The sequence below is a fragment of the Shimia thalassica genome, assembly GCF_001458215.1.
Classification (GTDB): domain Bacteria; phylum Pseudomonadota; class Alphaproteobacteria; order Rhodobacterales; family Rhodobacteraceae; genus Shimia; species Shimia thalassica.
The window spans coordinates 1,749,361-1,771,071 of the sequence record NZ_CYTW01000001.1 but is presented as its reverse complement, the minus strand read 5'-3'; the positions used below and the strand labels follow the sequence as shown (position 1 = coordinate 1,771,071).

The window sequence follows — 21,711 nt, the reverse complement described above, 5'->3', positions numbered from 1 at the left end:
TGCCCGCGCCTGTCCACATCTCAAACGCCCGGCGCGTCAACTGGACTTATGTTCAGGCTCGATTTTTCGAAGTGTATCCCCGGTTCGGATCACACCATCGCGCTCAACGCTGCACAGAATTCCTCGCAACCGCAAAGGCGCGTGTTCCGGCAGGTTGATCCACTCTTTTGAGGCCGCGCCGTATCGCACTTTCCACTTTACGCAGGCGTCATTGAACACGTCAGAGACGCGAAGACGCGCCGTGCCCACTTCGAGAACCTGACCTGTCGGCAGATTTTCCTCTGACAGGTCCATATCCACAATAAAGGTATCACCGGGGTGCACGGTGTTCTCACGGTCCCGCCAGACAAGATCAAGCACACGTTTGGAGAGGATACAGACCTGAATGCCGGGATGCGGTGCCCCGTCTTCGGTGCGCAACCACGGTTGAGTTACCCAACGCTCGCCGGGAATACCCTGTTGCGATGTGAGATGGATTGCATCGACAAAGCGCCGTTCGTTTCGCGCAGGCCGCAGGCACAACATGGAAATGGCCGCCCCGTTTTTGGGGGCAGCCATCACATCAGGCAGCGCCTGATCAAGTTCGTCACGTGTGACGTGGGTCATGCATCGTCTTCCATTAACGAGTCATTGTCATCGATGCCTTTGGGCATGTCGAAGTCCAACCCGTGTGCGGCCCGAATTTTGTCTTCAACTTCATAGGCCACACGTTTGTTTTCCTTGAGGAAAGTCTTTGCATTCTCGCGGCCCTGACCAATGCGTTCATCGCCATAGCTGTACCAGCTACCGGATTTGCCGACCACGCCCGCCTTGACCCCAAGATCAAGCAATTCGCCGGTTTTCGAAATACCTTCGCCATACATGATGTCGAACTCGACTTGTTTGAACGGCGGGGCCACCTTGTTCTTAACGACTTTCACACGTGTCGCGTTGCCCACAACTTCGTCACGATCTTTGACCGCGCCGATACGGCGGATGTCCAGACGCACCGAGCTGTAGAATTTAAGAGCGTTACCGCCCGTTGTCGTTTCAGGCGATCCAAACATGACGCCAATCTTCATCCGAATCTGGTTGATGAAGATCACCATACAGTTCGAACGCGAGATCGAACCGGTCAGTTTGCGCATGGCTTGGCTCATCAGGCGGGCCTGAACACCCACGCTGCTGTCGCCCATGTCACCTTCCAGTTCGGACTTTGGTGTCAGCGCCGCAACCGAGTCGACCACAACCATATTGACGGCACCCGAGCGCACCAGCGTATCCGTGATCTCGAGGGCCTGCTCACCGGTGTCGGGCTGTGAAATCAGCAATTCGTCCAGATCAACACCCAGACGTTTGGCATATTGCGGATCAAGCGCGTGTTCAGCGTCGACAAAGGCGCAAACGCCGCCCTTTTTCTGCTCTTCGGCAATGCAATGCAGTGTCAGGGTGGTTTTACCAGAACTTTCAGGGCCGTAGATCTCGATGATCCGCCCTTTTGGCAACCCGCCAATACCCAAGGCAATATCCAGGCTCAAAGAACCAGTGGATGTCGACTCGATTTCCTGCGCGGGATTGTCCGCGCCCAGCTTCATGATGGACCCTTTACCAAACTGACGTTCGATCTGGGCCAAGGCACTGTCCAGCGCCTTTTGCTTGTCTGCGGTTTTCTTGCTGCTCATTTCTAAAAGATCTGCCGTTGCCATTGGTTCGGTTCCTTATTCCACACAGCGCTGCCTGCGGCAATGCCTGGCTTTGTTCCCGTCTTGTTCTTTTTTGTTATGAGATCAAAACGGGAACATTTCAACTAAAATTTTGTTGGAACAATTTTCTGGCCTGTAGGTTAAAGAGTGGTTTACGATTGGATAAATGATCGAGTTGACCCCTGTTTGAGGCAAATAAATGCTTGTTTTCTGGAAAGAAAAATTAGTTTTCCTGTCTGTTCCCAAAACCGGAACAACCGCCATTGAAGCGGCTTTGTCACATCGGGCGTCGATGGTTATTTCTGATCCGCCCGAACTCAAACACGCACCGGTCTATCGCTATAACCGTTTTTTTCGCCCCATGTTCGAAAAGGCCTGCAATGAAACAAGCATGGAAACACTTGCCGTTATGCGTGAACCAATCAGCTGGTTGGGCAGTTGGTACCGCTATCGCAAACGGGATTTTCTGGATGGCACCAACCGGTCCACAAAAAATCTGAGTTTTGATGAATTTGTTGATGCCTACACGCGCGGGGACAAACCGCCCTTTGCAAATGTCGGCAGCCAGGCCAAATTTCTTGAACCGCGTCCCAATGGCACAAAGGTCGACCACCTGTTTCGCTATGAAGATCAGCCGGCTTTGGTGCGTTTTTTGGAAGACCGGCTGAAGACACAGATTACCTTTGATCGAACGAACGAATCTCCCGCGATGCCTCTAACCCTGTCGGCCAAGGTTGAAGACAAGTTGAGGCGGAAATGCAGCGCCGAGTTCGAGCTTTATGACAGCCTGTCCTAGTGTTTGACCATCATGTCTTGGACGGATTCGACCAGCTGGTTCAATGAAAAGGGTTTTTGCAAAAAGGCGGTGTTGGGAATGCGCGCCTGCGTGTCTGAAAAACTGTCTTCGGCATAGCCGGACATAAAGACCACAGGGGTGCCCGGCCTGTTTTCATGCGCTTGGGTGACCCAGCCGGGACCATCGAGGCCGGGCATCACAACATCAGATACAAAGAGATCAATCCCGATCGAGGCATCTTCCAGAGTTTCCAGTGCCTCTTCTCCGGAGGCCGCTTCGAGCACGGTAAATCCTTTGAGGCGCAGTGCGCGACATGCAAAAGAGCGGACTGGCGCCTCGTCCTCGACCAACAAGATGACACCCCCTTCTACCAAAGGTATCTGTTCCTGCTTCTGTGAAGGGAGCGCAGGCCCCGCCACATCATAAACCTCATGCACCGGAAACAGCAGGCTAAAGCATGTGCCCTGGTCAATCACGCTGTCTACAAAGATGTATCCGCCGGTCTGCTTCACGATGCCATAGGCCGTGGATAACCCCAGCCCCGTGCCCTCGCCTGTTCGTTTGGTGGTATAAAACGGCTCGAACACCTTCTGGATTTTGTCCGATGGAATACCAACGCCCTGATCCTTGACCTTAACACAGACATAGTCACCGGGCGGAACAGTGGCGCGATCCCTTTTCCAGGCACGCTCAAGACTAAGGCTTTCGGTCTCGATCACGATCTCACCGCCGTCGGGCATTGCATCGCGCGCATTTACCACCAGATTCATCAAGACCTGTTCAAGCTGCCGTTTGTCGGCGCGGACCGACCGCAGCGCCGGATCATGGCACAGCGTCAAATGGATGCGCTCTCCGACCAAACGGTTCAACAGATGTGTCAGATCCGCAAGCGTATCGCGCAAGTCCAACACTTCAGGACGCAGGTTCTGCTTTCTCGAAAAAGCAAGCAACTGGCCCACCAAAGCCGCGGCGCGATTGGCGTTCTGATTGATTTGAACAAGGTCGGCATAATCCGGATCAGATTGATCATGTCGCATCAACAACAAATCACAATGCCCTGTTATTGCTGTCAAAAGATTATTGAAGTCATGTGCAACACCACCCGCCAACTGTCCGATAGCTTGCATTTTTTGGCTTTGCACAAACTGTGCTTCCAGCGACTTGAGTTCGGTTGCGTCGGTCAAAACCGCCATCAATGCGACCCGATCTTCAACCATAATGCGCGACAGGGAAACCTGAACAAAGACTTCGCGATCACTGCGTTTGAGAACAAGAAACTCGGTATGGCTGTCCCCTAACCCCGCCGCAGCCTCGGCCAGCCAATCATTGATCGAACGCCCCAACCCCTCCATCAGGTCATGCAATGGGCGGCGGATCACATTTTCGTCCCCCAAAAGACGGCGTGCGGATTCGTTCGCGACGATCACATGTCCGTCCGGAGCAAGTTTGAGAAGAGCCACGGGCAGAGCCTCAAACCGGATCGCATCGCGACTGTCCAGAGCCGCCGATAAGGGCATCAGGAACAATGCGCGATAGTTGTCCGGCATATCGATACAAGACACATTGCACTGCGTGGGACCGTCTTTTGTATCCAAAAAGACCGGCTTTTCCAGATTTTCCAGAATGTCGGGAAAGTTCTGAGACCGCCCCGCGAACAGGACATGCGCGGCCCTGTTCATGAACTGAACATCGCCTTCACCGTTCAACACAACTTGGGGAACATGCGCCAAAGCGTTCTCTGTCTCACCTGCCTGACCCAATACGGGTTCACCCAAAGTCCAGACAAAAATCCCGAGCCCAAGCGGGCGCACTTCCAGACAGTGGCGCCCTTCGCGCCCCATTCCCGAGCGAACAACAGGCCCGTCCTGTTGCACCTGCGCCAAAAGCGTGGCGCGCTCCGCCTCAGAAAAGGAAAACCGTGCACCCACCCCTTCTGGCCCATCCGACGGAGTGAGCAGGCGTCCACGGCGATCGGTAAGCCACTGCAACTGGCAAGAGGCATCTAAAAGAGCATTCGTTTTTTGGATAAACGCATGGCGAAACGCTGTATAAAACAAGAACGCTAAGGTCACGATCGCCAAAAACACCAACGTCACACCCTGCAGCGGCCCGAGGGTGAGGTTGGTCCAGTAAAAGACAAGTCCGGCAGCCAAGGTCATCACAACACCAGCCAAAGACCAAAACAAAAATGTTTGGAACTTTTGCACTCGTTCGGTCTGATAAGCGGGCACATGTGCCAAGTCGGACAAATCGATCTCCTTCCCGAACCATTGGCCGGCATCAAAAGGTGGAAATCTTAAGAAATCATAAACAACCGCAAAGAAGAAGAACTACCTAAAGTTGTTTAACTTTTTCCCTATGTCCGTGCCAATTTTGCGAGATAGAACCCGTCGGCCCCTTCATCCAGACGCCATTGGCGCTCGGAAACGCAATGCCAATCCGGGTTCTGTGCCAGAAACGCAGCAATCTGATCAGAATTTTCCGGTGGAAACAGCGAGCAAGTCGCATAGGCCAGAATGCCCCCGGTCTCGACAAACCTGGAAGCAGTTCGCAGGATCTCAGCCTGCAGCGCTGTCAGCGCCTCGAGATCTTCTTTCTGGAACCGCCATTTTGCATCTGGTGTCCGACGCCATGTTCCGCTTCCAGAGCACGGCACATCACAAAACACCAAGTCGAATCTCGCAGCTTTCTCAACCTCTTCGAGAGATTTGATCTGAATGGCCGCACCGGCGCGTTTCCCGCGCAAAGGAAGGTCTTTCATACGTGCGACGTTTGCATCATGCGCCACATATGTGGCCTCACATCGCCCTGCCATGGCCAGAACCTTGCCCCCGCCCCCAGCGCAAAAATCAAGCACACGCATGCCAGTTTTCAGAGAAAGAGACTGAATGGCCGCCTGACTGGAAACGTCCTGCAACTCCACATATCCATTCCGAAAGGTTTCGGTATTGGAAACGCGACGTGCGCCTTCGGTGACGTGCAAGGCCGTATCACTTAGCGGGTGCGGCTCCGCAAGAACGCCTTCCTCTTTAAGTTGTAAAACCGCCAGTTCAACCGTGGTCTTTTGAAGGTTTACACGCAGAAAAACAGGGGCGCGCTGACGCATCTGTTCAACGTTTTCGTCAATCTCGTCTCCCAACGTGTCTTGCAACATGGGCAACATCCACTCGGGAATATCTTCCAATGGGGCCACATCGGCAGACGACGACATCATCTCTTTTTCAAGATCGCTCAAAGGCTCGGGGGCATATGGCGGACCGGAAAACAACGCGTCAGCATCCGCCCCGTCTTGCATGAGCAGCCCGAGCAGTATGCCCCGTCCGGTCAAAGCCCCGCCAATCCGGGCGGCGCTTTGACGTCGACGCAACGCGTCATAAACGTGATCGCGCACGGCGGCACGATCTTTGGACCCGGCAAAGCGCGATTTACGCGCCCAGCCTGTCAGGGTTTTCTCTGCAGGCGCGCCCGCAAGAATTTGATCAAGAAGTTCAATCGCTGTTTGAACGCGCGCTGCAGGTGTCATTTATCCGATCCGGTAATTCGGGCTTTCGCGCGTGATCTGAACATCATGCACGTGGCTTTCCTTGAGACCTGCGCCGGTGATTTTCACAAAACGACAGTTCTTGCGCATCTCTTCGACAGTGGCATTACCGGTATAGCCCATGGCCGCCCGCAATCCGCCCACCAGCTGGTGCACAACGGGGCCTGCGCCCCCTTTATAAGGCACCTGCCCCTCGATGCCTTCCGGAACAAGCTTGTCGCTGGCTGCATCTTTCTGGAAATACCGGTCGGCCGACCCGCGCGCCATGGCGCCCAGACTTCCCATACCCCGATAGCTTTTAAAGCTGCGGCCCTGATACAGAATAACCTCGCCCGGAGATTCGTCCGTGCCCGCAATCATCGATCCAACCATGGCACAGGACGCACCCGCCGCGATTGCCTTGGCAAAATCGCCCGAGAATTTGATCCCGCCATCCGCAATGATGGGCACAGTGCCGGCCGCATCCGAACAGTCGCTGATCGCGGTCAGCTGTGGAACACCGACACCGGCGACCATGCGTGTTGTACAAATCGATCCGGGCCCGATGCCGACCTTGACCGCATCCGCGCCCGCATCGATCAAGGCCCTGGTGGCCTCCGCGGTTGCGACGTTTCCGGCAATCACCTGAACATCACCGTATTGTGCTTTGATACGCTTCACGGCATCGATCACACCGATCGAGTGACCATGCGCGGTGTCAACCACCACGATATCCACACCGGCGTCAATCAAGGCTTCCGACCGCGCAAATCCGCTATCACCCACCGAAGACGCCGCCGCCACGCGCAACCGGCCAAGCTGATCCTTACAAGCGGTCGGGTTCAAAACGGCCTGTTCGGTATCTTTCAGTGTCAAAAGACCGGTCAGAATACCCGTTCCATCCGTCACCAATAGTTTTTCAATCCGACGCGCCCGCATCAGGCTTTTGGCTTCTTCCAGATCGGCCGGCTCATGCAGGATAGCAAGATCATTGGTGGTCATGACAACGCTCACGGGCGTGTCATCCGATGTGGCAAACCGCATGTCACGGTTGGTCACGATACCTTCGATGCGACCATCCGCATCCACCACCGGAAAACCGGTAAAGTTATACCGTTCAATCAGCGCCTTGGCATCCGCGATGGTCTGGTCACGGTGCAATGTCACCGGGTTGTAAACAATTCCGGACTCGAACCGCTTCACACGGCGCACTTCGCGCGCTTGCGTCTCTGCATCAAGGTTTTTGTGAATGACACCCATGCCACCGGCTTGTGCCATGGCAATGGCCATACGGGCCTCTGTCACCGTGTCCATCGCACTGGACAAAAGCGGTATATTGAGATCGATACTCTGGGTGACGCGTGTCCGCGTATCCGCCGTTGTCGGCAGAACGTCAGACGCCGCCGGAACCAATAGAACATCGTCGAAAGTGAGTGCCTCACGAATCTCCATCACACATCTCCTGGGGGAACCTCGTTTGACGCGTCCATATCGCATGGGTTGCCCAAACGTTAAACCCCCAAAATTTACCGCCCCCCGCTTTCTGGCAGGAATGCCTCTTTCCGCTTCTTCTGGCCACACATATCCCGGGGGGAGGCTTTGCCGCGCAAAGCCGGGGGGCAGCGCCCCCAACTGGCGCATGAACATCTGACCACAGGACTGATTTTTCTGCAAAATGCCGCGCATTTACATTTCCATGCCGCTCCTTGCCTTTCACCTCTCAACAAGTCACATATCCTGAACGTCGCGCGAACAGCTATTACAGGTACCCGAACATGAGCACTGAACCCCTCGTGATCTTCACCCCTTCTGGCAAACGAGGCCACTTTCCCGCCGGAACACCCATTTTGACGGCGGCACGTCAATTGGGGGTCGACCTCGACTCGGTCTGCGGGGGGCGTGGTATCTGTTCCAAATGCCAGATCACGCCATCGTTCGGTGAATTCTCCAAACACGGCGTCACCGTACAGGAAGACGCCATCTCCGAGTGGAATTCGGTCGAACAGCGCTACAAGGACAAACGTGGCCTGATCGACGGGCGGCGTCTGGGCTGTCAGGCAACGGTTCAGGGCGACATCGTCATTGACGTCCCCCCCGAAAGCCAGGTTCACCGTCAGGTCGTGCGCAAAGCCGCCTCTGACCGCACCATCACGATGGATCCCGCGACCCACCTCTATTATGTCGAGGTCGACGAGCCCGACATGCACGAACCCACAGGCGATCTCGAGCGACTGGAACGCGCGCTTCAGGAACAATGGGAGATCGGATCGATCACGGCCGACCTCAAGATCCTGACCCGTCTGCAAACCGTCCTGCGCAAGGGCAAATGGGCGGCCACCGTCGCCTTGCACAAATCCCACAAGGACGAAGCCCACAAGGTCGTTGAAATCTGGTCAGGCATGACCGAAGACCGCATTTACGGGCTTGCCATCGATCTGGGGTCAACCACCATCGCGGCCCATCTTTGTGACCTGCGCAACGGCGAGGTCAAAGCCTCGACCGGCGTGATGAACCCGCAAATCCGTTTTGGCGAAGACCTGATGAGCCGGGTGTCCTATGCCATGATGAATCCCGGTGGTGATCAGGAAATGACCAATGCCGTGCGCACCGCCATCAATGGTTTGACAGAGGCCATTGCAACCGAAGCCGGAATTCGCCCCTTTCAAATTCTTGAAACCGTTTTTGTCTGTAATCCGGTGATGCATCACCTTTTGCTGGGCATTGATCCGGTTGAATTGGGACAGGCACCTTTTGCGCTGGCAACCTCCGAGTCGCTGGCATTGAACGCGCGGGATCTCGATCTGAACGTGATGAACGAAAACGCACAGGTCTATATCCTGCCCTGTATCGCCGGTCACGTTGGCGCAGATGCCGCGGCGGTGGCCTTGTCGGAAGAGCCCGACAAATCCGAAGATCTTGTTCTGGTGGTGGATGTTGGCACCAACGCGGAAATCCTTCTGGGCAACAAGGAACGGGTTCTGGCCTGTTCGTCGCCTACGGGCCCCGCCTTTGAAGGTGCCCAGATTTCCAGCGGACAACGCGCCGCGCCGGGGGCGATTGAACGTATTGAAATCAACCCCGAGACCAAAGAACCCCGCTTCCGCGTGATCGGTTCGGATATCTGGTCGGACGAAGACGGCTTTGATGCAGTGATCGCAACCACCGGCATTACCGGCATTTGCGGCTCTGGCATCATCGAGGCCGTGGCCGAAATGCGCATCGCCGGATTGCTGGACCCCAAAGGTCTTATCGGGTCGGCCGAGCAGACAGGCACCTCAAGAAGCATTCCCGAAGGGCGCACACATTCCTATGTCATCCATGATGGCAGCGCCGAAGGCGGCCCAGTGATCACCGTCACCCAAGGCGACATCCGTGCCATTCAGCTTGCCAAGTCTGCATTGTATGCGGGCGCACGCCTCTTGATGGACGAAATGGGTGTCGACACTGTGGATCGCGTGGTTCTGGCAGGCGCCTTTGGGGCACATATTTCTACCAAACACGCGATGGTTCTGGGCATGATCCCCGACGCCCCGCTGGACAAAGTGACCTCTGCAGGCAACGCGGCAGGCACCGGCGCAAGGATCGCGCTGTCCAATCTGGGCGCGCGGGTCGAAATCGAACGCATTGTGCGAGAAATCACCAAGGTTGAAACCGCGATTGAGCCCAAGTTTCAGGAACACTTCGTCAACGCCAATGCAATCCCGCATGCTACCGACCCCTTCCCGGAACTGGCAAAGATCACCACCCTGCCAGATGTCAGCTTTAACACCGGCGGATCAGGCGGTGGAGATCAGGGCGGGCGACGTCGCCGCCGGCGCGGTTAGAACGAACAAGGGCGCGGAACACTCCGCGCCCTTCTTTGTTTCAGGTCCCTGATTTGGTGAGATACCGATCCCTTGGATCAGGACGCCGCCAGGGCCAGGAAATGTTCAAGCAACATACGGGTGGACCCGTTTGCGTTCTCTGGCGCCTTGCCAGATGCAATCGCGGGAACCAGACCATCGGCCAGCTCTTTGCCCAACTCGACGCCCCACTGATCAAAGCTGTTCAGCCCAAGGATCACGCCTTCGACAAACACGCGGTGCTCGTACAAGGCGATCATCTGCCCCAGCACATAAGGGGTCAGTTTCTTGTAAACCAAAGTGGTTGACGGACGGTTGCCCGAGAACACCCGGTGACGCGCCAGAACCTCAAGCTCATCACCTGATTTCCCCTGCCCGATCAACTGGTTGCGCGCCTCTTCCAAAGTGCGCCCCTTGAGCAGTGCTTCGGATTGCGCAAGGCAGTTTGCCAGCAGCGCTTCGTGGTGTTCACGCAGGTCCGGTTCGTGCCCCATCGCGCCAACGATGAATTCAACCGGCACCACATTTGTACCCTGATGGATCAGCTGGAAAAAAGCGTGCTGGCCGTTGGTGCCTGGCTCGCCCCAAACAACGGGGCCGCCGCCATGCTTCAAAGGCGTGCCATCCATGGCAACACTTTTGCCGTTGGATTCCATTTCAAGCTGCTGAAGATAGGCAGGAAGTCGTGACAGACGGTGCTCGTAAGGGACCACCGCACGGGTTGCATACCCGCAGAATTTCTGATGCCACAGCCCCACAAGAGCCAGCATCACAGGCATGTTCTCTTGAAGCGGGGCGTCCACAAAGTGGCAATCCATTGAATGGCCACCGCGCAAGAACTCGGTCGCATTCTCTGGACCAACCGCCAGCATCAGCGACAGCCCGATAGGGCTCCAGACCGAATACCGTCCGCCGATCCAGTCACCAAACCCGAAAACACGCTCGGGTGCGATGCCAAAGGCCTCGGTGCGCTCGCGAGAGGTCGAAATCGCAACAAACCGCTCCATCGCGTTGTCACTGCCCGCTTCCATCCAGCGCATCGCAGTGCGCGCATTCATCAGCGTTTCCTGCGTGCCAAAGGTTTTGGAAGACACAATCACCAGCGTGGTGTTTGGATCCAGACCATGCAGCGCATCGTGAATGTCCGCGCCATCCACGTTCGACACAAAATGTACGCGCGGCCCGTCGATGTAAGGCATCAGAGCCTTATACGCCATAACCGGACCAAGGTCGGATCCGCCAATCCCGATGTTTACGACATCCGTGATCTTTGGTCCGTTTGCAGGCCAGGCGCCCGACCGCAGATCATTGCTGAACTGGATCATGCGCTCGAAGGTTTCGCGGCCTTCCGCCATGATGTTACGACCGTCGATCTCTATGTCATCCGCATCGCCCGCCAATGCACGGCTGGCGACATGCAGAACCGCACGATCTTCGGTTGTATTGATTTTGTCACCACGAAACATCGCGGCGCGTTTGCCTTCCACGTCCGCCTCGCGGGCAAGATCGATCAGTGCCGTCCGGATGTCGTCATCAAGTGTTGTCTTTGAATAATCAAATAAAAGTCCGTCATTTTGCAGCGAAAATGCGCTGGCTCTGGAGGTGTCGTTAAAAAGTTCAGAAATCTTCCGCGATTCAGTGGCTTCGCGCAGCCGGATCAATTCATTCCACATAGTCAATTCGCCCAATGTACCTTCGCGCCCGTTAATACCGCCCGGATCGGTGCCTGGGCAACCGGCAATTTCACAGCGTTCTCGATTACCTGCCTTTTCTCGGCTCCGGTAATCAAAACATGCTTAGAAAGTGCACCTTCCAACACGCGTGCCGACAACGAGACGCGTTGCTCGCCCGAACCGGGCTGTTGAAGGGGCACCAGAATGGGCGCATGCGCATCAAGCGCGGCCTCAAGCCCCTCTGCCTCGGGGAACAAAGACGCGGTATGCATGTCCAACCCCATACCCAGCACAGCCACCGCAATCGGCAGCTCAGGCGCGATCAGAGACTCGAGTTCCGCCAGTACCTCTTGTGGTTGGTGCGCTGCGGCAAACAAGGGCAGGTAACGCGCTTTGGCGGCCCGATTGACCAAAAGCCGTTCCTTGATCAGACGCGCATTCGACCGAGGATGTTCCTCGGGAACCCAGCGTTCATCCGTTGGCAACACATCCACACGCGACCAATCAAGGTCGACCCCGCAGAGGTCATCAAACAGAGGACCCGGCGTTGTGCCGCCCGGCACGGCAAACAAGACCCGCTCATGATGATGCAGCGCCTCGTTCAATTCGTCCGCAATCAGGCTGGCAACATCAATTGCCATCAACTCAAAATCTGGATACTCGATTATATTCAACGTTTTATCCCCCGCCATTCACGTTTATCACGCCGCAAAAGCTGTGATGAATCATCTGGGCCGTTTGCAAAGGAATCGTAGGGTTTCGGCACATCCCCCCGCAATTCCCATCCCTTGATCACGGGATCGGTCCACGCCCATGCGGCCTCGACCTCGTCGTTGCGCATAAACAAGGTCTGATTGCCCCGGATCACATCCATAATCAGGCGTTCATAGGCGTCTGCCGCATCTGCTTTGGGGCCCAAAGCCTCGGCAAAGCTCATATCAAGGGGCACATCGATCAGCTTCATCCCCCCTGCGCCGGGTTCCTTGATGGTCACATCCAGAATGATGCCTTCGTCCGGTTGTAGCTGGATCGTCAGTTCATTGTTGTGCCGGCCAGAGGCCGGACCAAAGATCGAATGCGGGGCATCCTTGAACACAACCGTGATCTGCGAACTGCGCGTCTTGAGCCTCTTGCCTGTTCGCAAATAGAACGGCGTGCCCGCCCACCGCCAATTGCTGAGATGGCATTTGAGGGCGATAAAGCTCTCTGTTTTGGATCGCGCATCCGCTACGTCTTCACGAAAGCTGGCCACATCTTCGCCTGATGTGTATTGGCCGCGAATGATATGATGCGGCTCGACAGGATCAAGCGCACGGATCACCTTTAGCTTTTCATCGCGCACCGCTTCCGGATCGAATTTTGCAGGAGGTTCCATCGCGATCAGGCACAAAAGCTGCATCATGTGGTTTTGCATCATATCGCGCATGGCGCCGGCCTTTTGGTAATAGGCCCCGCGCCCGCCAACCCCGACTGTTTCCGCGACGGTGATCTGGATGTGGTCGATATACTGAGAGTTCCAAAGCGGCTCGAACAGCATGTTGCCAAACCGGACCGCCATCAGGTTCTGTACGGTTTCCTTGCCCAGATAGTGGTCGATCCGGTAAATCTGGCACTCTTTGAAATGGGTCGCCAGTTCCGCGTTCAGCGCTTTGGCTGTTTCCAGATCATGACCAAAGGGCTTTTCAACTACAATGCGGCTGTTTTCGTCGGCAAGCCCCCACAGACGCAGACGTGCAGCAAGATCGCTGAAGAGGCTCGGGCCGACCGAAAAATAGAACGCGCGCATGCGATCGGGCAGCATCATCTCGGCCAGAGATTGCCAACCGTCTTCGCCCTGCGCGTCAAGTTGCACATACTCGATACGCTGCAGGAAGTGTTCGACCGCTTCCGGATCGATAGGTGTCTTTAGAAACTCGTCAAGCGCCGCGCGCACCATATCACGGTAGGCCTCGGCCGGCATTGCGCGACGAGCGACACCAATCAAACGGGACCCGTCCGGCATTTCTCCGGCACAGAATCGTTTGAACATCGCCGGAAGAATTTTGCGCCGTGCCAAATCCCCCGTGCCGCCAAAGACGACCAGATCAAACACATTCACCGGTGTTTTGCGCGTATTCATCCCGACTCTGTCCTTCTTGATTGCTCCGGTCCTATCGCGAAACCGGCTGCAATAACCATCCAGAACGACTCTAGCACCGCATTCGCGCATCACAACTGTGTCAGTCACCTGCAATGGTGGTTTTCTAGGGCCAGCACGTGCGCTAACTTCCTGAAAAATGGGGAACGCCACATGAAAGACAACACCACAGCCAACGCCAATATTGGCAAATTCAGCGATCCTTTTGTAACGGCCAAAGGCGAAACACGGGCGCACGTGGCTCTTGGTGACCCTGAAACCCTCTGGTTCAACACCGGAACACTCTGCAACATCGAGTGTGAAAACTGCTATATCTTCAGCTCTCCGACCAATGATGCGCTGGTTTATCTGACCGCTGACGAGGTGTCCGACTATCTCGACCAGCTTGAAACCCGCAACTGGAATGTGCGCGAAATCGGATTTACGGGCGGTGAGCCGTTCATGAACCCCGAGATGGTTGAAATGACACGGCGGGCGTTGGCGCGGGGCTATGATGTTCTGATCCTCACCAATGCGATGCGTCCCATGATGCGCAAACGTGTCCAGGCCGGTCTTCTGGACCTGCAGGAAACCTATGGCGACAAGCTCACCCTGCGGATTTCAGTCGATCACTGGAACAGCGATCTTCACGACAAAGAGCGCGGCAAAGGCAGCTTTGATCTCACCATCGAAGGCATGGCATGGTTGCGCGACAACGGGTTCCGCATGGCAATTGCCGGTCGCACGGTTTGGGGCGAATCCGACCCTGATGCGCGTGCGGGCTATGCCCGTCTTTTTGCCGAACACGGCTTTGATATCGATGCCGCAAATCCCGGCCAGACCGTTCTGTTCCCAGAGATGGACGAAGCAGTAGAAGTACCTGAAATCACAACCGATTGTTGGCGTATTCTGGGCAAATCACAAACCGATGTGATGTGCTCGAACTCTCGTATGGTGGTCAAGCATAAGGGCGCAGACCACCCTTCCGTGATTGCCTGCACCCTGTTGCCATTTGAGCCGGAATTCGACCTTGGGCAAACGCTGGAGGACGCTGAGCGCCCTGTTCAGCTTAACCACCCCCATTGCGCCAAGTTTTGCGTTCTGGGCGGGGCGTCCTGCTCTGCCTAAAGCGCGATAACATGACCGTCACGCGGCGCGGCCTGCCCTTTGGCAAGCGCGTCGTAAACCGGAAGCGCCGCATCAAGCCCTTGGTGTTCTTTTAGATCAAGCCAGGTTTGCGCATCTGACGCGATGCGTTTCCAGGCGCTCGTGATCTGGCGCTCAATCTCGCCCGGCCCCCAGTCTGCCCGCCGCTTTTCGATCTGGCTGGGTGCGAAAAAGAACTGTGGCTTTGGACCTGCAAGCTCCTGTTTGGGCTGGAACTGATCCCAATGACTTGTTCCGACAGCGCTCGAGTGGCGCAAGAGATCGCCAAGATGGGCATGCAGCCGCTGTTTGACTTCTGCATTGCCTGCCATATCCACATAGACGGACGGTATTTTCTCAAGGGTTTCAATCTCGTCATAGACCACGACGCTGTCACATCCGGATTGGGCATCAACAAAGTCTTTGTTGCCTGCTGACGTCAGGCCCACAACGGTCACGGGGCGCGGCGATACCTCGGCAAGGAATTTGCACAGTCCCAAACCCGTTTTGGATGAAGCACTTCCGATAATAACCTGTTTTGCCTCAAAAAATCCATTATCCTGCAACCAGTCACTTAACAGATAAGATGTGGCCAGCAAGGGTTGCAGCAACGATTGCAACCCTTCCTCCTCGGGCGTCTTTGGCTTACCGCGGTTATATCGATTGTAGACCACGGGCAGCTTGCGGCGATGCTCGGTTACATCCAGAATGACGGCGCCTCCTTGTGGCTCTGGTGTGATAACCAATTCGTCGGCCAGCGGGTAAAACCCGTAAAAGCGTTCTCCGACCGGTGCGAATTCCGAGCGGCTTTCGACCACTTCGCCAAACCCCCAGACAGGCACAATGCCCTGCCCGTCGATGCCCGACGGAAAAAAGTGCCAATACCCGATCACGAACCCCGTGGCGGCATAAGTGATGTTGTTCGTGGTCAAAGCGAACCGTTCGATTTTCAACCGCGCCTGACCGGCCTTGAGGGGCTCGGACGGCACCTCGTCCATCGTGATCTGCGTTATGTCCTTCTGGTTTACCAAAAGCCGTTTCATGGTCGTCCTCCCTACGCCAGCACCTGACAAGCCTAACCGCAGTCCGCAGCGGCGCGATAGAGGGGCCACTTGTCGGGACGTGACGTCATCGCCCGCACAAACTAGCGATGGCCCTTAAACGTCCCGACGTCTTGGGAAACTAATTGCCCAACGGGCCGTAAAACACGGAACAACCATTGCCCCAATATGCTGTGGCTGATATAAACATGACAACTACATGAAGACCGCCAGACAGAAGCGAGCCACTACGTGAGCGACACCCCGGAAATCCCTGAAAACGAAGAAGAAAACGTGCACGAATATATGGCGCATGATGGTCCATCCGTGACAATCGAAGACGAGATGCGCACATCGTATCTCGACTATGCCATGAGCGTGATCGTGAGCCGGGCCATTCCCGACCTGCGTGACGGTCTGAAACCGGTGCATCGTCGAATTCTTTATGCCATGCACGAAACCAACAACAGCCACGACAAGCCCTATCGCAAGTCGGCCCGTCCTGTTGGGGATGTGATGGGTAAGTATCACCCGCACGGTGACAGCGCGATCTATGACGCCCTTGTCCGGATGGCACAGGACTTCTCGATGTCCCTGCCGCTTTTGGACGGTCAGGGTAACTTTGGATCGATGGACGGCGATAACCCGGCGGCGATGCGTTACACCGAAGTGCGCATGGACAAGCCGGCAGCGTTTGTTCTGGCCGATATCGAAAAAGAAACCGTCGATTTTCAGGACAACTATGATGGTAAAGACCGTGAACCCACGGTTTTGCCCGCACGTTTTCCGAACATGCTGGTCAATGGTGCCGGCGGTATTGCGGTTGGTATGGCGACCAATATTCCGCCACATAACCTTGGTGAAGTGTGCGATGCCACACTGGCGCTGATTGAAGATCCCGATCTCACCAGCGAGCAGTTGATCGAATATGTTCCGGGCCCCGACTTTCCCACTGGCGGGATCATGCTGGGCCGGTCTGGTGCACGCAAAGCCTATCTCGAAGGGCGTGGCAGCGTCATTATCCGCGCCAAAACCCGTGTTGAGGAAATTCGCAAAGACCGGTTCGCCATTATCATCGACGAAATCCCCTATCAGGTGAACAAAGCGTCGATGATCGAAAAGATTGCCGAACAGGTTCGCGAGAAAAAGATCGAAGGCGTGTCCCACGTTCAGGATGAATCGGACCGTAACGGTGTGCGCGTTGTTGTGGAACTCAAGCGCGACGCAACGGCCGAGGTCGTGCTGAACCAGCTGTTCCGCTTTACGCCGATGCAAACCTATTTCGGCTGTAACATGCTGGCCCTGAACGGGGGCCGCCCCGAGCAGCTGACCCTGCGCCGGTTCCTGACGTCCTTTGTCGACTTCCGGGAAGAGGTTGTCGCCCGCCGGACCGCATATGATCTGCGCAAGGCACGCGAACGCAGCCATATCCTGTGTGGTTTGGCGGTGGCTGTGTCCAACGTCGATGAAATTGTTGCGACCATTCGGGCCTCGGCCGATGCTGCAGAGGCGCGTGAAAAACTGATGACCCGCCGCTGGCCGGCAGGCGACATCGCGCCTTATATCCAGCTGATCGATGATCCGACCCACAAGATGAACGAAGATGGCACCTATAATCTGTCCGAAACACAGGCCCGTGCCATTCTCGAATTGCGTCTTCAGCGTCTGACCCAGATTGGTGTCAAGGAAGTCACTGACGAACTTGAACAACTGGCTGGTAAGATCAAGGAATATCTGGAAATTCTCGGTTCACGCGAACGCATTATGGGACTCATCTCGGACGAGCTTCGCGAGGTTCGTGACCAGTTTGCCGTGCCGCGTCGGACAGAAATTGTCGACTGGTCCGGTGACATGGACGACGAAGATCTGATTGAACGGGAAGACATGGTCGTCACGGTCACCTCGGGTGGCTACATCAAACGGACGCCTCTTGTTGATTTCCGCGCTCAAAAGCGTGGCGGCAAGGGGATTTCGGGGATGCAGACCAAAGAAGAGGACGTGGTGACCACGCTCTTCGTGGCCAATACCCACACCCAGCTTCTGTTCTTCACGACCGAAGGTATGGTTTACAAGCTCAAGACTTGGCGTCTGCCGCAAGGGGGCCGCACGGCCAAGGGCAAGGCAATCGTAAACATTCTGCCGATCCCGACAGGTGTGTCGATTGCAGCGATCATGCCGGTCGATGTTCCCGAAGATCAGTGGCAGGATTTGCAAATCGTGTTTGCAACCTCGGCAGGGACCGTTCGCCGGAACCGCCTGTCCGATTTCACCAATGTGAAATCAAACGGCAAGATCGCCATGAAGTTCGAAGATGATCACGCAGAAACCGAGCTGATCAATGCGCGCATCTGTTCCGAAGACGACGATGTGATGCTTGTGACAAGTTCCGGTCGCGCGATCCGCTTCCCCACCACAGAGGTGCGTGTTTTCAACTCGCGCGCGTCGGTGGGTGTGCGCGGGATCAAGCTGTCCGGTGAGGACAGGGTTGTCTCGATGTCGGTCATTCGCCACTTCAAGGCCGAATCCGATGAACGCGCCGCATATCTCAAGATGCGCCGTGCCGTTGCCGGTGTCACCGAAGGTGGTGAAGAAGAGGAAACCATCGAAGGGTCCATCAGTCAGGAACGCTATGCTGAAATGTCGGCTGCGGAGAACCTGATCCTAACGATCACCTCGGGTGGCGCGGGCAAGTTGTCGTCGTCCCATGATTATCCGGTGCGCGGTCGCGGGGGCCAAGGTGTGGCCGCCATGGACAAGGCCATGCGCGGCGGTGCTCTGGTGGCATCCTTCCCTGTCGAAATGGGTGACCAGATCATGCTGGCCACATCGAAAGGCCAATCCATCCGGGTTCCGGTCGATGGTATTTCCTTCCGATCACGCAGCGCCGGCGGCGTGCGCGTCTTCAACACCGGCAAAGGTGAGGAAGTTGTCTCTGTGGCATGGATCGCGGAGCAAAACGAAGACGACGCGGAAGCGGACGATATCGAATAAAATCAAAAGCCACCGTCGGGCGAAACCGATGGTGGCTTTTTTTTCTTTTCGGGGTTTTTCCGGAAAAACACCCACCTAAGTCGCGCGCAATCCTTCATCAAAGCGAACTCCGGCGCAGCACACGATCCCAGCCAGAAATCACTCTTATCCCTTTGATATTGAAGGGGGCGCGCGTTGGGCTGACGACACAACAGATCCAAAAAATTGCGACCTGAACGCCAGCCTTTACCGGCGCTCAGGCAAAGCAATCAAAGCCCGTAAAGCGCAGTGAACTTCTCTTCGAGGTAGGACAGCAGAGGCTCGGGCGATGGGGTCATGCCACTTGCGTGTTGGATCGTTTCGTGTGGGGACCGCAATCCGCCATACTGTTGAAGATTTTCACGCAACCAGCCCGTTGCCGCCGTGGTGTCACCCATGGCAAGACGCCCATCCAGATCAGGAACGGCTTTGCGCAAGGTTTCATGCAAACATCCTGCATAGACATTGCCCAGAGAATAAGTCGGGAAATACCCGAACAACCCGACAGACCAATGCACATCCTGAAGACATCCGTTCGAAGGCTTATCAACGGCATAGCCGAAATCGGCTTTGAACCGGTCATTCCAGGCCGCTTCGAGGTCTCCAACAGCCAAATCGCCAGACATCAACGCCCGCTCGAGATCAAACCGAAGCATGATATGCAGGTTATATTGAACCTCATCCGCTTCTGTCCGGATATAGCCGTCGTGCACACAGTTCACGGCCTTGTAAAACGCGTCTGCGGTTGAAACGCCCAAGTCGCCAAAAGCGGCCTGCATTTCTGTGAACAACCAGCTGGTGAACGCTTTGCTGCGCCCAAGCTGGTTTTCGTAAATCCGGCTTTGGCTTTCGTGAACGCCCATCGACACGCCGCGCCCGAGTGGCGTCAGCGCATAGGCATCATCGATCCCCATCTCGTAACAGCCATGACCAACCTCGTGAATTGTTGAGTACAAACAATTGAATGGATCATCTTCACTGGTGCGGGTCGTGATGCGAACATCATGGCCGGACCCCGAAGAAAACGGATGCACGGCCTTATCAATGCGGCCCATGCTCATGTCATAGCCAAAGGTTTTGGCCAGTTTTCGCGTCAGCTTCATCTGGGCGCCCGATGGGAAGTTTCCGCTCAGATGCACCGGAGTTGCCTTGGCCAGAACCGCGGCCCGCAACGCCACAAGGCGCGGGCGCATGGCGTCAAACATCGCTTGCAACTCGGCGGCCGTCATGTCGGGCTCGTAGTCATCAATCATGGCGTCATAGACGTCGCCACCATCTGCAAGAGCCTGCCCCTCTTGCCGTTTCAGGTTCACAACCTCGTCCAGCACGGGCAAGAACCCCGACACATCCTCATCCGCACGCGATTGCGCCCACAATCCTTGGGACCGGCTGGTCACTTTGGCAATTTCCGCAGCCAGATCCGCAGGCACCTTCATGGTTCGTGCATAGCTTTTGCGGATGTGGCGCATCTGTGCCTGCCCAACCGTATCCAGAGACGCGTCGTCAATCTCGGCCAGCCACGCCGCAACCTGCGGGTCGGTCTTGCGCGCATGCAGCACGCTTTCCATTGCCGCCATTTCCTCGGCGCGTTGACCCGCAGACTCGCGCGGCATCATCGTTTCCTGATCCCAGCCCAAGCGGCCAGCCACCTGCCCCAGCGCCTCGGTTGTGTGCTGGAACGCCATCAGCGCGTCATAGGCTGTCATCTCTTATCCTTTTCGAATGGACTGGACTTGCGGATAGTTCGAAAGGAACCGTGCCCGCAAAATCAAAACCCAGACCACAATAGCGATGATCTGGTGGGTAATCGCGATATGCACCTGCGCGGCATAAAGCACCGTGCCAATGCCCATCAAAAGCTGCACACCAAAGGCGGCCATGACAGCATTAAACGCAAACCGTGTCGCGCCATTTGCCGATTTGCGCCCGCGGGTCCAAACGACCACCGCAAAGATCACCAGAATATAACCCCACATGCGGTGAATGAACTGAACCAGCCCCGGATTTTCAAAGAAGTTTTTCCAAAGCGGCTCGATCATAAAGGCCTCGGGCGGGAACACCTGCCCCCCCATCAAAGGCCAATCCGTATAGGACCGTCCGGCATCAATACCGGCAACCAGAGCCCCCAGCAGAATTTGGACAAAGGTCGCATGAAGAAGACCCGTCGACAGCGAAAACAGCTTGTCTTCCTTGCTGCGTCTGGCCTGCATCAGATCACGTTCTTCACGTCCCAAAAGGAACACGTACCAAGCAATGAATCCAAGGATGACAAAGGCCAGACCCAGATGCACGGCCAACCGATAAGAGGCCACTGTTGTGACACCTTCACCCGAGGTTACACCGGACGCTACCATCCACCAGCCGACAGCCCCTTGCAAACCGCCAAGGGCCCCGATCAGCACCAGTCGCCCGGTCCATCCCGTCGGAATTTTGCGTGCAACGGCAAAGCCCGCAAAGCCCAAAGCCCAGACCAGACCAATCACACGACCGATCTGGCGGTGTCCCCACTCCCACCAATAGATTTGTTTGAAATCTTCAAGATTCATCCATTGGTTTTCAATCTGCCACTGGTCTATTTGTTTGTATTTATCAAATTCAGCCTGCCACTCGACCTCGCTCATAGGGGGCAAAGCACCGGTAACGGGGCGCCATTCGGTGATCGAAAGCCCGCTGTCGGTCAACCGTGTCAATCCGCCGACCGCGATCATCACAACCACCATGGCAAACAACACCATCAGCCAGGCGCGGATGCCACGACGGCCCCCTTTGGCGCCCTTATCGATGACGCCAACGGCGGCTTTGGGCTGGTCTTTGGCGGGGGCGTCGCCCACCTCTTCGAAAATACTGCGTTTCTGGCTCATGGTTGTCCCTTGCACCACGTCTGCGA

General features: G+C 56.0%; 15 protein-coding genes. 4 read left to right on the top strand and 11 right to left on the bottom strand.

Going from position 1 to position 21,711, the window contains the following annotated elements; translation table 11 throughout:
* Positions 1–36: 36 nt before the first annotated feature.
* Positions 37–606 carry an MOSC domain-containing protein gene (locus tag PH7735_RS07990; RefSeq protein ID WP_058310730.1) on the bottom strand — a complete coding sequence of 190 codons (570 nt, stop codon included), beginning with the start codon at positions 604–606 and terminating at the stop codon, positions 37–39.
* Entirely contained in the window at positions 603–1,685 is a 1,083-nt protein-coding gene (gene recA, locus PH7735_RS07985) for a recombinase RecA (RefSeq protein WP_058310729.1), read from the bottom strand. Before recA ends, PH7735_RS07990 begins: the two co-directional genes overlap by 4 nt.
* A 196-nt stretch (positions 1,686–1,881) precedes the next feature.
* Here recA and PH7735_RS07980 point away from each other — a divergent pair, with 196 nt between their 5' ends.
* Complete coding sequence (locus PH7735_RS07980) at positions 1,882–2,478, top strand: hypothetical protein (protein ID WP_058310728.1); 597 nt, start codon at positions 1,882–1,884, stop codon at positions 2,476–2,478.
* Here PH7735_RS07980 and PH7735_RS07975 read toward each other — a convergent pair.
* The 3 genes from PH7735_RS07975 to guaB form a co-directional block, all read right to left on the bottom strand.
* Positions 2,475–4,727, bottom strand: a complete 2,253-nt coding sequence (locus tag PH7735_RS07975) for an ATP-binding protein (protein ID WP_058310727.1) — start codon at positions 4,725–4,727, stop codon at positions 2,475–2,477. The two genes, PH7735_RS07980 and PH7735_RS07975, sit on opposite strands and share 4 nt — an antisense overlap.
* 107 nt (positions 4,728–4,834) lie before the next feature.
* On the bottom strand, positions 4,835–6,001 hold the full coding sequence (locus PH7735_RS07970; protein ID WP_058310726.1) for an RsmB/NOP family class I SAM-dependent RNA methyltransferase: 1,167 nt from the start codon (positions 5,999–6,001) through the stop codon (positions 4,835–4,837).
* Positions 6,002–7,450 carry an IMP dehydrogenase gene (guaB, locus tag PH7735_RS07965; RefSeq protein WP_058311201.1) on the bottom strand — a complete coding sequence of 483 codons (1,449 nt, stop codon included), beginning with the start codon at positions 7,448–7,450 and terminating at the stop codon, positions 6,002–6,004.
* 323 nt (positions 7,451–7,773) lie between these two features.
* Here guaB and PH7735_RS07960 point away from each other — a divergent pair, with 323 nt between their 5' ends.
* On the top strand, positions 7,774–9,822 hold the full coding sequence (locus PH7735_RS07960) for an ASKHA domain-containing protein (protein ID WP_058310725.1): 2,049 nt from the start codon (positions 7,774–7,776) through the stop codon (positions 9,820–9,822).
* A 77-nt stretch (positions 9,823–9,899) separates the two neighbouring features.
* Here the strand turns inward: PH7735_RS07960 and pgi are convergent, their stop codons facing one another.
* Genes pgi through zwf form a run of 3 tightly spaced genes read right to left on the bottom strand, consistent with a single transcriptional unit; the run spans position 9,900 to position 13,632 of the window.
* On the bottom strand, positions 9,900–11,513 hold the full coding sequence (pgi, locus tag PH7735_RS07955) for a glucose-6-phosphate isomerase (protein ID WP_058310724.1): 1,614 nt from the start codon (positions 11,511–11,513) through the stop codon (positions 9,900–9,902).
* Between the two features lie 2 nt (positions 11,514–11,515).
* On the bottom strand, positions 11,516–12,154 hold the full coding sequence (gene pgl, locus PH7735_RS07950) for a 6-phosphogluconolactonase (RefSeq protein ID WP_233488281.1): 639 nt from the start codon (positions 12,152–12,154) through the stop codon (positions 11,516–11,518).
* A 29-nt stretch (positions 12,155–12,183) separates the two neighbouring features.
* Positions 12,184–13,632: a glucose-6-phosphate dehydrogenase gene (zwf, locus tag PH7735_RS07945; protein WP_058310723.1), complete on the bottom strand. Its 1,449-nt coding sequence runs from the start codon at positions 13,630–13,632 to the stop codon at positions 12,184–12,186.
* A gap of 171 nt (positions 13,633–13,803) precedes the next feature.
* On the opposite strand from zwf, the gene PH7735_RS07940 reads away from it, so the two are divergent.
* A complete protein-coding gene (locus PH7735_RS07940; protein WP_058310722.1) occupies positions 13,804–14,757 on the top strand; it encodes a radical SAM protein in 954 nt (317 codons plus the stop codon).
* Here PH7735_RS07940 and PH7735_RS07935 read toward each other — a convergent pair.
* Entirely contained in the window at positions 14,754–15,818 is a 1,065-nt protein-coding gene (locus PH7735_RS07935) for a DUF2855 family protein (protein WP_058310721.1), read from the bottom strand. The two genes, PH7735_RS07940 and PH7735_RS07935, sit on opposite strands and share 4 nt — an antisense overlap.
* 249 nt (positions 15,819–16,067) lie before the next feature.
* Here PH7735_RS07935 and gyrA point away from each other — a divergent pair, with 249 nt between their 5' ends.
* Complete coding sequence (gyrA, locus tag PH7735_RS07930; RefSeq protein WP_058310720.1) at positions 16,068–18,806, top strand: DNA gyrase subunit A; 2,739 nt, start codon at positions 16,068–16,070, stop codon at positions 18,804–18,806.
* Between the two features lie 248 nt (positions 18,807–19,054).
* On the opposite strand, the gene PH7735_RS07925 is transcribed toward gyrA, so the two are convergent.
* Together PH7735_RS07925 and ctaA are read right to left on the bottom strand one after the other, a co-directional pair.
* Complete coding sequence (locus tag PH7735_RS07925; RefSeq protein ID WP_058310719.1) at positions 19,055–20,530, bottom strand: carboxypeptidase M32; 1,476 nt, start codon at positions 20,528–20,530, stop codon at positions 19,055–19,057.
* A 3-nt stretch (positions 20,531–20,533) separates the two neighbouring features.
* Positions 20,534–21,685 (bottom strand): heme A synthase, encoded by a 1,152-nt coding sequence (gene ctaA, locus PH7735_RS07920; RefSeq protein ID WP_058310718.1) that lies wholly within the window; start codon positions 21,683–21,685, stop codon positions 20,534–20,536.
* Between the last annotated feature and the right edge of the window lie 26 nt (positions 21,686–21,711).